The 12060-nt window shown below is 49.5% G+C and carries 11 protein-coding genes; 6 read left to right on the top strand and 5 right to left on the bottom strand.

The features are described from left to right. The first annotated feature begins 8 nt into the window (after positions 1-8). Complete coding sequence (locus RT52_RS09700) at positions 9-872, top strand: DegV family protein (RefSeq protein ID WP_034806293.1); 864 nt, start codon at positions 9-11, stop codon at positions 870-872. Positions 873-918: 46 nt separating this feature from the next. Here RT52_RS09700 and RT52_RS09695 read toward each other — a convergent pair whose 3' ends face one another. Next, on the bottom strand, positions 919-1470 hold the full coding sequence (locus tag RT52_RS09695) for a histidine phosphatase family protein (RefSeq protein WP_034816984.1): 552 nt from the start codon (positions 1468-1470) through the stop codon (positions 919-921). 111 nt (positions 1471-1581) lie between these two features. Between RT52_RS09695 and RT52_RS09690 the strand changes: the two genes are divergently transcribed. After that, the gene (locus tag RT52_RS09690) at positions 1582-4461 is read left to right on the top strand and encodes a DEAD/DEAH box helicase (RefSeq protein WP_034816983.1); all 2880 of its coding nucleotides are present in this window, start codon (positions 1582-1584) and stop codon (positions 4459-4461) included. 22 nt (positions 4462-4483) lie between these two features. On the opposite strand, the gene RT52_RS09685 is transcribed toward RT52_RS09690, so the two are convergent. Continuing rightward, complete coding sequence (locus RT52_RS09685) at positions 4484-4894, bottom strand: (deoxy)nucleoside triphosphate pyrophosphohydrolase (RefSeq protein ID WP_034816981.1); 411 nt, start codon at positions 4892-4894, stop codon at positions 4484-4486. A gap of 223 nt (positions 4895-5117) precedes the next feature. Between RT52_RS09685 and mqo the strand changes: the two genes are divergently transcribed. Next, the gene (gene mqo, locus RT52_RS09680) at positions 5118-6617 is read left to right on the top strand and encodes a malate dehydrogenase (quinone) (RefSeq protein ID WP_034816979.1); all 1500 of its coding nucleotides are present in this window, start codon (positions 5118-5120) and stop codon (positions 6615-6617) included. A gap of 88 nt (positions 6618-6705) precedes the next feature. On the opposite strand, the gene RT52_RS09675 is transcribed toward mqo, so the two are convergent. Both RT52_RS09675 and RT52_RS09670 read right to left on the bottom strand, forming a co-directional pair. Continuing rightward, positions 6706-7230 (bottom strand): CarD family transcriptional regulator, encoded by a 525-nt coding sequence (locus tag RT52_RS09675; RefSeq protein WP_081825769.1) that lies wholly within the window; start codon positions 7228-7230, stop codon positions 6706-6708. A 106-nt stretch (positions 7231-7336) separates the two neighbouring features. After that, positions 7337-7768 carry a MarR family winged helix-turn-helix transcriptional regulator gene (locus RT52_RS09670; protein WP_034816977.1) on the bottom strand — a complete coding sequence of 144 codons (432 nt, stop codon included), beginning with the start codon at positions 7766-7768 and terminating at the stop codon, positions 7337-7339. Positions 7769-7897: 129 nt separating this feature from the next. Here RT52_RS09670 and RT52_RS09665 point away from each other — a divergent pair, with 129 nt between their 5' ends. Then, on the top strand, positions 7898-8641 hold the full coding sequence (locus RT52_RS09665) for a hypothetical protein (RefSeq protein ID WP_051690332.1): 744 nt from the start codon (positions 7898-7900) through the stop codon (positions 8639-8641). A gap of 44 nt (positions 8642-8685) precedes the next feature. Here the strand turns inward: RT52_RS09665 and RT52_RS09660 are convergent, their stop codons facing one another. Then, entirely contained in the window at positions 8686-10470 is a 1785-nt protein-coding gene (locus tag RT52_RS09660; RefSeq protein ID WP_051690331.1) for an SLC13 family permease, read from the bottom strand. A 174-nt stretch (positions 10471-10644) separates the two neighbouring features. Between RT52_RS09660 and RT52_RS09655 the strand changes: the two genes are divergently transcribed. Both RT52_RS09655 and RT52_RS09650 read left to right on the top strand, forming a co-directional pair. Beyond that, positions 10645-11400 (top strand): methionine ABC transporter ATP-binding protein, encoded by a 756-nt coding sequence (locus RT52_RS09655; protein WP_051690330.1) that lies wholly within the window; start codon positions 10645-10647, stop codon positions 11398-11400. Then, positions 11393-12055 (top strand): methionine ABC transporter permease, encoded by a 663-nt coding sequence (locus RT52_RS09650; RefSeq protein WP_034816973.1) that lies wholly within the window; start codon positions 11393-11395, stop codon positions 12053-12055. Before RT52_RS09655 ends, RT52_RS09650 begins: the two co-directional genes overlap by 8 nt. Positions 12056-12060 lie beyond the last annotated feature (5 nt).

Below are 12060 nucleotides of genomic sequence, written 5' to 3'. Positions count from 1 at the left end.
GAGGTACTATGATTAAACTACTAGCAGACTCAACATGCGATTTATCAGATGAGATTTTAGCGAAATACGAGATTGGGGTCGCCCCGCTCATCGTGACGATTGAGAACAAATCGTACGAGGACCGCGTCGACATCCAGCCCGATGAGTTTTACGGAATGTTGGAAGCGCTACCGGAGTTCCCGACGACGGCGATGCCGAGTCCGGCCACGTTCATGAAATTGATGGAAGACGCCGTCGAGGCGGGACACGATGAGATTTTGTGCATCTGTATGTCGAGCGGAACGAGCGGATCGTATCAATCGGCCGTGCTCGGGAAAGAGTATTTCGAGGAGGCGCATCCGGACTCACCGGTGAAGATTCATATCGTCGACTCCCGTTCGATGAGCCACGGGAGCGGTTGGCTCTTGATGAAGAGTGCCCAAATGCGCGAAGCAGGGGCCACGTTCGAAGAGCTCGTGGCGTTCAATGAAGCATATAAGATGAAAGTGAAGCACTTCTTGTCGGTCGACGACTTAGATCACTTGATTAAGAGCGGTCGCATCTCGAACGCGGGCGCCATCATCGGCAAGCTACTCATGGTCAAGCCGATTATGAGCATGAAGGACGGCAAAGGTGCCGTCGTCGCCAAAGAACGCGGCACGCGCAAAGTGCTCAAGCATTACACCGAACAGTTCGTGAAACGTTGTGATCGCGACATCACGAATTTCATCATCATCGGCTATACGTCAGATCAGAAGATTGCCGAGAATTTAAAAGCGAAAATCGAGGCGGAGACAGACTTTGATGGGGAGATTTACCTCATGCAGATGGGTGTCTCGGTCGGGACGCACGTCGGGCTCGGCGCCATCTCGATGTTCTTCGTGGAAAAGTAAGATACGCAAGCCGTCTCAGTCGAGGCGGCTTTTTCTGTGGATAACGTTATCCACAGCTACGGACGGACCAGACGCGTTCGACCGCCCAAGAGTTATCCACAATTTTTAGAAAATAGACGTCAGGATTGCTGAGCGTGTGCCACGTGTCGAAGTCGAAGCGGTTATCCACATGTTGGAGGAGGAGCGCGAGCAGATTGCCATGCGTCACGAGGACGGTCGTGCCGTTTACGTCGTCGAGTGAATCGATGACACTCAAAATCCGCTCCGTCGCATCTTGACCTGACTCGGCACCGGGTAAGGCGAATGAGGCATCCTCGAACGAGTGACGGAGCAAGTCAAACCAATCGTCGCGCGGTTCGAGCGAGAGGATGCGTTCGCGCAACTTCGGCTCCGTCTCGATGGTCAGTTGCTTGGATGTGGCGAGTGGTGCGATCGAGGCAGTAGCTCGCGTATAATCGCTCGAGATGATGCGGTCGACAGGGATGTCTTGAAAGAAGTCAGCGAGAGCGAGGGCTTGTTGTGCGCCGGCCTCGGTGAGTCGGGCGTCCGGTTCTTGACCGGTGGCCGAGCAATGGCGGATGAGATAGAACGTAGACATGGAGTTCCTCCTTGATCATTTTTATGCAGAAGATAATAATGAAATATATGTAAAATAAAATACTGGTATTGAAATTATTTGAATTTAGTATAAATCATGTTGGAGGTACATATGACTCATTTTACAGAACAACTCAAAAATTCGTTAGAAAAGGGATTTATTGATAAGCATCATCATCACGTGAGTCCATTTAAACCTGAGTTATTAATGAATGAAAAACATAAACGACAAGATGTACTCACTTCGCTTCTAGACGAACTAAAGGGATGCCAATCTTTCTTATTTTCTGTTGCGTTTATTACGGAAGCTGGCTTAGCTACGTTAAAATCTACGCTTTCCGACTTACATGACAAAGGTATCCGTGGAAAAATCATGACCTCAACGTACCAATACTTTAATCAACCTAAAGTCTTTAAAGAACTATTAAAACTGAAGAATGTAGATATTCGCATTTCAGAAGTTGAGGCATTCCACTCTAAGGGATACATTTTTCAACACGAAGAGTACTACTCATTAATTGTTGGAAGCTCTAATTTGACGTCTGGAGCGTTAAAGACAAATTACGAGTGGAATCTGAAGTTGACCTCTCACGAGAATGGAGAAATTGTCGGACACTTCCTCGATCAGTTTGAAGAAATGTGGAGTGTTTCAGTTCCATTGACACTTGAATGGATTTCAGCTTACGAACGTTCGTATCGTCCAGTCTTTGGAGAACGTGTAGCTGAGTTTCCAGACTCGTATGGAGTAAATCGATTAAAAGAAGCGTTACAAGTAGAACCTAATTCGATGCAACTAGCAGCTTTAAGTGGAATTGAGGCCGTTCGTGCGCACGGAAATACAAGAGCGCTTGTCGTATCAGCGACGGGCACCGGAAAAACATATTTAGCCGCGTTTGACGTTCGTCGTTATCGACCGAAGCGAATGCTATTCGTAGTGCATCGCGAACAGATTTTGCAAAAAGCAAAGAATGATTTTCATCGAGTCATTGGTGGGGATGAAGCTGATTTTGGTATCCTTTCAGGTTCGAGTCGAGCAATGGGGGCTAGATATGTCTTTGCAACGATCCAAACAATTTCTAAACAAGAAACATTAGATCAGTTTGACCGAGGCGCATTTGACTACGTATTGATTGATGAGAGTCATCGAGCAGGAGCGGTTACATATCAACGAATTATAGAACATTTTAAACCACAATTTTTATTAGGAATGACAGCAACTCCTGAACGTTCAGACGGATATGATTTATTTAAGTTGTTTAATTACAACATTGCATATGAGATTCGGTTACAAGAAGCGCTTGAAGAAGATATGTTATGCCCGTTTCACTATTTTGGAGTGACAGATCTTGAAGTGAGTGGAAATCAAGTTGAATTTGATGTATTCACTCAGCTCGTGTCAGAGGAACGTGTAGAACGAATTATCGAGAAGATTGATTACTATGGTTTTTCTGGAGAGCGTTTATGTGGTTTGATGTTCTGTAGTTCAAAACGAGAAGCGAAACGACTTTCTGAGGAATTGAATCATCGAGGTTTTCGGACATGTGCTTTAACGGGGGATGATTCGCAAGAAAAGAGACGAGTTGAAGTGACTAATTTGGAAGAGGGTCGTCTAGATTACATTTTAACAGTTGATATATTCAACGAAGGAATTGATATTCCAAGCATTAATCAAGTCGTCATGTTGCGACAGACAGAATCAAGCATTATTTTTATTCAACAACTAGGACGAGGATTAAGAAAACACAGCTCAAAACAATACGTGACCGTTATCGATTTCATCGCTAACTACAAAAATAACTATTTGATTCCAATCGCTTTATCCGGAGACCGCTCTCAAAACAAAGATTCGATTCGGAGAAAAGTAATTGATCGTAGCTATATTTCTGGCACGTCGACCATTAACTTTGAAGCCATCGCAAAAGAACGAATTTACGAATCGATTAATCAAGCAAAACTAACTGACTTAAAGGTTTTAAAAGAAGCCTATCACAATTTAAAAAACCGTTTAGGACGACCTCCGATGTTAAGCGATTTTGTGGCACATTATTCAATGGATCCCATTGTTATTGGAACAAAGAAGGGTCATTACGGTGCCTTTTTAAATATAGTGGAGCACGATCTTCCTGACCTTTCTTCCGCGCACTCAAAAGTTCTGTTGATGGTGACTCAAGAGTTATTGTCAGGAAAACGAGTACATGAAGTGTTGTTAATGGAACTTCTGTTGGAGCAAGAAAGTTTAAGCAAAGAGGACTTTATTTATCGCTTGCGTGAGCAGGGAATAAGAAGTGATAAAGCTACCATTCAATCTTTAGAAAACGTACTATCACTAAACTTTTTTAAAGACGCGGATCAATTAAAATATGGAGGGCATTCCCTAATTTCTTGGGAAAATGAAGAGTATAGATTTTCATCTCATATGCAGTTTTTATTAAAAGATGAATGGTTCACTCAACTGTTTAATGATGTGTTAACAGCTTCCTTAGCTAGAGGTCAACGATATGATCAGACAAAACCATTAACGAGACTTGAAAAATACACGAGGAAAGACGCTTGTCGCTTACTAAATTGGGACAAAGAAGAACAGTCAACGATGTATGGCTATAAGATTAAGCATCAAACATGTCCAATCTTTGTAACTTACCATAAAGGCGAAGATGTGGAGGCCAGTGTGAATTATGGCGATGCGTTTATTAATCCTGAAGTATTTCATTGGTACACACGAAGCAGAAGAACAACTAAATCGGAGGAAGTACAAAAGATTATAAAATCGAAGGAAAGAAACATCGATATTCATCTTTTTGTGAAAAAAGATGACGATGAAGGTGGAGACTTCTACTATTTAGGAGAAGTTACACCGGATCTTGAATCCGTACGAGATACGACTATGATGAGTCAAGACAGACAAGAATTGTCTGTTGTTACGATGAATCTACTTCTCCAAGAACGTGTTGATCAACAAATCTACGACTACTTACACGAACAGACACATTAATGAAAGCCGAGTACGTGTAAACTCACGTCTCGGCTTTCGTTTTTTGGTTGATGACATCATTGACCGCTGGGATGTCTGCAGGAGCCCAAACAAGTGAATGCAAGTTTTCACGTTTCAGCCAAATTAACGCATCGTGTTCTGTCGCAACAGGCGTTCCTGATTGCAACTCGGCACGCAATGAAATCAATTGAATGATGAACGTGTCATATTCATGTACATGTTCATTAATCACTTCGTGCGCCTTGATTTCACATGCTAATTCTTCGAAAATCTCGCGTTCAAGTGCTTCTTGCAAATTTTCGCCGTCTTCAACTTTTCCACCAGGAAACTCCCACATGTTCGGGATCAACATATTTGTTGAGCGAAGGGCGCAAAGGATTTCTTTATTTTGATTTTCAATCACCGCTGCCACAACTTTTACCGTCTTTTTCATCAAATCGCCCCACTCTATTTATTCTTCAATTACGTCAATCATATCATTCCTATTCGTCATGTAGAATTAAGCAGGAATCAAATTAAAGAATTCCGTACTTAACTCTTATCATTCATCACAAAAGCGTTATAATCAGTATAACGATTATAAACGGGACTGCCGATGAATGGGGATTTAAACGGCGGTCTCCCGCACAAATTCAGGGGAGAAGGATGGGGTTTTCATGAGCAGTGTCCAAAAGAAAACAGACGTCATTTTGATTGGTGCAGGAGTGATGAGCGCGACGCTCGGGTCGCTCTTTAAAGAGCTTATACCGGAGTGGGAAATCAAAGTGTTCGAGAAGCTCGAAAGTGCAGGGGAAGAGAGTTCGAATGAATGGAACAACGCCGGGACGGGCCACGCTGCCCTTTGCGAGTTGAACTATACGACCGAGAAGCCGGACGGCACGCTCGACATCGCAAAAGCGATCAGCGTCAATGAACAGTTCCAAATCTCGCGTCAGTTTTGGGCGCATCTCGTCAACAAAGGACTGATTCAACAACCGGAAGACTTCATCCGCTCGATTCCACATATGAGCATGGTGCAAGGCGAGAAAGATATCCGCTTCTTGAAAAAACGTTTGGAAGCGCTCACAAAGAATCCGTTGTTCGAAGGGATGGTCTTATCGGACGATCCGGAACAGCTTCGTGACTGGATGCCGATCGTCATGGAAGGACGTCCCGTCGACGAGCCGATCGCAGCGACGAAAATCGATACGGGGACAGACGTCAACTTCGGCGCGCTCACGCGCATGCTGTTCGATCATTTGACGGACCAAGGCGTCGAGGTCAACTACAGCCATAGCGTTGAGGACGTCAAACGGCTCGCGAACGGGCTCTGGGAAGTGAAAGTCAAAGACGTGAAAGGGAACACGATCGAGACACATACGGCACCGTTCCTCTTCATCGGCGGTGGTGGCGGTAGCTTGCACCTCCTTCAAAAGACGGGTATTCCGGAATCGAAGCATATCGGCGGGTTCCCGGTGAGCGGCTTATTCCTCGTCTGTAAGAACCGTGACGTCATCGAACAACATCACGCGAAAGTGTACGGCAAAGCGAAGGTCGGGGCACCTCCGATGTCGGTGCCACACCTCGATACACGCTACATCAACAATCAAAAAGAGCTGTTGTTTGGACCGTTCGCCGGTTTCACGCCGAAGTTTTTGAAAAAGGGATCGAACCTCGACCTGATTCAATCGGTCAAGCCGTATAATCTCATGACGATGCTCGCGGCTGGGGCGAAAGAGATGCCGCTCACGAAATATTTGATCGAGCAGGTGCTCTTGTCGCACAACAAACGAATGGACGAGCTCCGCGAGTTCATCCCGACCGCGAAGAACGAGGACTGGGAGATCGTCGTCGCCGGACAGCGTGTCCAAGTCATTAAAGACACACCACAAGGCAAAGGGACGCTACAGTTCGGCACGGAAGTCGTCAGCGCCGAAGACGGATCGGTCGCGGCACTCCTCGGCGCGTCACCGGGTGCGTCGACGGCCGTTCACGTCATGTTGAAAGTGCTCGAACAGTGCTTCCCGACACGTATGCCGGAATGGGAGCCGAAAATCAAAGAGATGGTGCCGTCTTACGGTGTCTCGCTCTCGGAGCATCCGGAGCTGTTCAAGACGATTCACGAATCGACGGCGATGGTGCTCGGTTTGAAAGAGAAAGGCGTCGTCCACAATTAAATGAGCAAAAGCGAGAATACGAAAAGATTCTCGCTTTTTCTTTTACATTTTCAAATAAAAAAAGACCGCTTCGCACGGAAGGGTCCAATCAAACGGAAGCGATGGCTTCTTCGCTTAAATACGAGGCAATCTGTTGTTCGATTTCAGTTTCTGACTGCTTGAGCGCGAGCGACAACTCTTTGACGAGAATCGTTTTAGCGTTCTCTAAGATTTTACGGTCTTGCTCGTACAGTTTCTTGTTCAACAAATCGGCCTCTGCCTTCCGACGTGCCAGTGTGTTGATTACTTGTGCAATCTCTTGGCGATTGCCTGAATGGACGACGTTCAAAAATTCACGGTTCCGGTTGTTCGGGTGGGGATTCCACTCGACGCCAGGGGAACGAAACGACTCGAGAATCGATTTTGCCTCCGTCGCTTCAAGAAGCGTCAACATCATCACTTTGTCGCTGTCGACCGGGATGCTGATTTGAAGCTTCTGCGTGTTGTTGATTGGATGAAGCGTGTAGTACGACTTGGTCTCACCTGCGATTGTCTTATCGGAAATGTCGTCGATTTGACAGACGCCGTGGGTCGAATAAATCATTAAATCACCTTTTTTGAACAAATCGATCACCTCTCCCTTTCATCAAGTATAGTAGTTCATGATGTAAAATGTCAACTCGGTTGACATTCAGAGGAAGATGTGGTCCGTGAAAAAAAGACCCTTTCCGTTGAAGGGTCTACAGTTTCCAATCGGCTTGAAGCAACGTCTGCAGTTGTTGGAACGCCTCGTCACCAAGGGCGTTGGCGATGTCTCGCTCGAGGCTCGCCTTGAGCGCCTCGTTCTGTTCGTAACACGTCACGCCGAGCGCGGTCAGTTCGATGCATTTATCTTTTCGGCTCGTCGGATGGTCGGTCACGAGGACGAGCCCTTTCGTGTCCAAGTTTTTAATGAGTTTATGGATGGCCTGGCGGGAGACGTGGACGCCTCGTGTCACCTCGGCGATGGTCGGTTTCTTTTGATAAATCCGGGCGAGCACGTACCATTCCGAGTTCGAGATATAGATGTCGTGCTTGTCGTTCCAAGCCTGCTCGCTGATGCGTCGGATTTGATCGTGGCGTGCGGCGAGCAAATCAAGCAGCCGGGTCGAGCTCGTTTCGTTTGGAGTCAAAATGGCACTCCTCCATTCGTTTTTGTCGTTCCTAACTATACAAAAGCAAGGCGTAAGCGTCAAACTGAGGCGACGGTCGGCGTTTCAATACAGTCACTATTGAGAACAGACAATAAAGGAGGGATGACCATGCCGATGAGAACCGACCACTTTCAAGCCTATAAACAAAAGATTCTCGATTTGGCGGACTTAGAAGAAGCGACGTTGAAGAGTGAGACGTTCTTGTTCGAAGCAGACCCGGTCAAACCGCTCGAGATTTATTACGCGCCGTTCGAATACGTCAATCCGGATGCGAAAGTCGTCATCGCCGGCATCACGCCGGGCCTGTACCAGATGCGTCAGTCGTTCGAGGCGATTCGTGATTTGGCAAATGCCCCGGAGGAGGAGGCGCTCCGGTCCGTCAAACAACGAGGGAGTTTCTCAGGGCCGATTCGAAAAAACTTGGTGACGATGCTCGACGACTTGGACTTACATCGTCACCTCGGCATCGAGACGACGCTCGACTTGTTCGGGCCTGCGAACCACCTCGTCCAAAACACGGCCGTCTTGCCGTACCCGGTGTTCTATAAAGGGAAAAACTATAATGGGGCGAGCCCGGACCTGTTGAAGACGGATCTGTTCCGCTCCTATATCGACGGGATGTTCGCGGACGAGATGGCTTTACTGAAAGACGCGCTGATCTTGCCGATGGGTATCAACGTGCGCCGCGCCGTCGAGACGCTCGTCGACCGCGATGTGATCGATCCAGCACGTGTCGTGAGCGGGTTTCCGCACCCTTCCGGGGGGAACGGACACCGGCATCGCATCTTTGCTGAGAATCGGGAGGCGATGCGCGCCCACATCGCCGAACACTTCAAACGTCATCCGATTTAAGCGCATCAAAAAAGGAAGAATCTGCGGATTCCTCCTTTTTTGTGTTACATGAACAATACGTACACCATCAGTACCGAGACGACGAGGAAAAGTAGGCTCATGATGCCGCCGGCTTTCATATAGTCGGCGTTCCGATAACCACCGGGTCCCATGATGAAGGCGTTCACTTGGTGCGTCGGCAAGATGAACGAGTTCGAGGCCGAGACGGCGACGAGAAGGGCGAGTCCGATTGGGTCCATACTGAACGTGTCGGCCATCATGAGGACGAGTGGGACGAGCAAGACCGTTGCGGCGACGTTCGACATAAAGAGCGAAAAGAACATCGTGATGAGCCCGATGATGAACAAGATGGCGAGAGTGCTCCATCCTCCGACGAGGTTGACGATGGCGTTCGCCGTATAGGCGGCCGCTCCGCTCTTCTCGAATGCCGTACCGAGCGGGATGAGCCCGGCGAGCAAGAAGACGGTCTTCCAATCGATTGCCGGATAAATCTCTTCTTTCGGGATGACGCCGAGCAAGATCATGAGCAAGGCGCCGGTGAAAAAGCTGAGCGACAGTGGAAAGCCCATGAAGACGAGTCCGAGTGAGACGACGATTGCGAACAGTGCCGGCTTTTTCTTGTTTTGTTGTGGTGCGAGTTCGGGTGCTTTCACGTCACTGAGCACCGCGACTTCGCGACCGTTACGAAGGTTGATTAAATCTTGCCAACGACCGTAGACGACGAGCTGCATCCCGGCTTCAAACGGGACGTCCTCAAGTGCCGTCTTCGTTCCGTCGTTGCCGACGACGGCGAGCGGTTCGAGCCGGAAGTTTTTCCGGAAGCCGATGTCGCGAAGCGTCTTGCCGATGAACGGCGATGTCGGTGGGATGATAATTTCGGCGAAGCCGCTCTCATCTTCGTTCTCAAGCGAGGCGAAGTGTTCGAGCTCGGGCTTAATGTTCACACCATAATCGTCTGCGAACCGCTCCACCGCGTCCTTCGTCCCAAGAACAGCGAGCGTCTGCCCTTCGGCGAGATGCGTTTTCCGCCATGGGCCATAGACGTGACTCGCATCTTCACGAAGGGCGAGGATGTTGAGACCGTACGTCGACCAAATATCGAGTTGTTCAATCGTCGAGCCGGTAAGCCGGGCGTTGACGTCGAACTCATGGATGTCGGTCGTCAAGTTGTGCGTCTCTTGCATGAACGAGGCGCTCGTCGCTAGCTTCTCACCTGAAGCTTTCGGTAAGACGAGATTTCCCGCGAAATAAAAATATAGAATTCCCGTCGCAAGCAAGGCGAGCCCGATTGGCGTGACGGCGAACAAGTTCAAGGCGTCAAATCCCGACTCGGTCAACAAGTCGTTCAAGATGATAAGCGGACCCGAGGCGACCATTGTCAGCGTCCCACCGAGGATGGCGGCGAAGCCCATCGGCATGATCAGTTTCGAGGCCGGGATGTTCGCATTCTTGCTGATGCGTTTCAGCGCCGGCAAGAATAGAGCAGCCGCACCGATGTTTTGCATGAACGCCGAGATGAGGCCGACGGTCGTCGACGTCGTTGCCATCACGTTCTTTTCTTTGACGCCGACACGTTTCGTGATGAAGCCCGCGACGACGGACATGATACCGGAGCGTTCAACGCCATATCCGATTAACATGACCCCAATCACCGAGATGACCGCGTTCGAGGCGAATCCAGAAAACGCCTCGTTCGCCGTGATGACGCCGGTCCACGGCAAGATGACCATGATTAAGACGGCGACGAGGTCGGTCCGGAGCTTGTCGGTCACAAACAGGAAAATCGCCAGCGCCAGGACGGCGAAGGTCAATCCGATTTCAATTGTCATTTTTATATACCCCCTATGGTATTATCTGTTTTCATTATAGAGGCCGAGGTGGGCGATTGGGAAGTGAAATGTTCTGAAGCCGATTGGATGGAGCGGAAGAACTGACATTTGTCCTTTACTTCGCTAAAATGGGGTACGGGTATCACACAGATTTCATGAGGAAAGGGACAGTCGATGATTACGTTAACAAATGTACGCAAACAGTTTGGACGCGATATACGCGATATAGCTGTAAAGGACGTCTCGCTCCACGTCGACCGTGGGGAAATCTACGGCATTATCGGGGCGAGCGGTGCCGGTAAGTCGACGGTGCTCCGGCTCATGAACTTGCTCGAGACGCCGGACAGCGGCACGGTCGAGATTGACGGGTCCGTGCTGACCTCGCTCTCGACACGGCAGCTTCGCGAAAAGCGACACGTCATCGGGATGATCTTTCAGCAGTTCAACCTCGTCGCCAATAAGACCGTCTATGACAACGTCGTCGCACCACTCAAGCTAGCCGGTCGACCGAGAGCGACGCACAAGGAACGGGTGCTCGAATGTCTCCGTTTCGTCGGGCTCGAATCGTTCAAGGACAAGTATCCGGCCCAACTGAGCGGGGGACAGAAGCAACGCGTCGCCATCGCGCGGGCGCTCGCAAACGAGCCGCACGTCTTATTGTGCGATGAACCGACGTCCTCGCTCGACCCGAACACGACGGCCGAGGTGCTCGACGTGTTGAAGTCGATTAACGAGCGACTCGGCGTCACCATCGTCATCGTCACGCACGAGATGGACGTCATCAAACAAGTGTGTGACCGCGTGACCGTCATGGCGGACGGGTCTGTTTATGAGACGATGGACCTCGTCCCAAGCGGTGTGCCAGTCATCGACAACAATCCGAGCTGGTTCGTCGACCAGCTGAAGAAGGCGGGTGAGACCGATGCCTGAAGTGCTCGTCCAATACCAGACCGAGATTTGGCGTTCAATCGGCGAGACGTTCATCATGGTCGGCGTCTCGATCCTCGCCGCCGTCCTCGTCGGTCTACCGCTCGGCACATGGCTCTACTTGTCTCGAAAAGGGCAGCTCTTAGAGAATCGGGCCGTCTTCTCCGTCCTCAACTTGGTCGTCAACATCGTCCGGTCGTTCCCGTTCCTACTACTCGTCGTGTTTTTGATTCCATTCACACGGCTCATCATCGGAACGGCCATCGGGACGGCAGCGGCGACCGTGCCGCTCGCCATCATCGCGATCGCCCATTACTCGCGCCTCGTCGAGCAATCGCTCTTAGACGTCCCGCGCGGCGTCGTCGAGGCGGCGGTATCGATGGGCGCATCCATCAAAGACGTCATCTTCAAGTTCTTATTCGTCGAGGCCCGTTCCGGTCTCGTCCTCGGGCTGACGACGTCCATCATCAGCTTCATTTCGTACTCGACCATCATGGGGGTGGTCGGGGGCGGCGGCATCGGTGACTTCGCCATCCGCTATGGTTATCAACAGTTCAAGACGGAGCTGATGATGTACATGATTCTCATCATGCTCGTCTTCGTCCAGATGATTCAGTTCACCGGCACGACGGTGGCCCGGCTCATCGACAAACGCTAATCATC

The organism is Exiguobacterium alkaliphilum 12/1, assembly GCF_000714435.1.
In the GTDB taxonomy this organism is placed as follows: Bacteria; Bacillota; Bacilli; order Exiguobacteriales; family Exiguobacteriaceae; genus Exiguobacterium; species Exiguobacterium alkaliphilum.
Note: the sequence above shows the minus strand (reverse complement) of the source record. Positions and strands in the feature narration are given on the sequence as shown.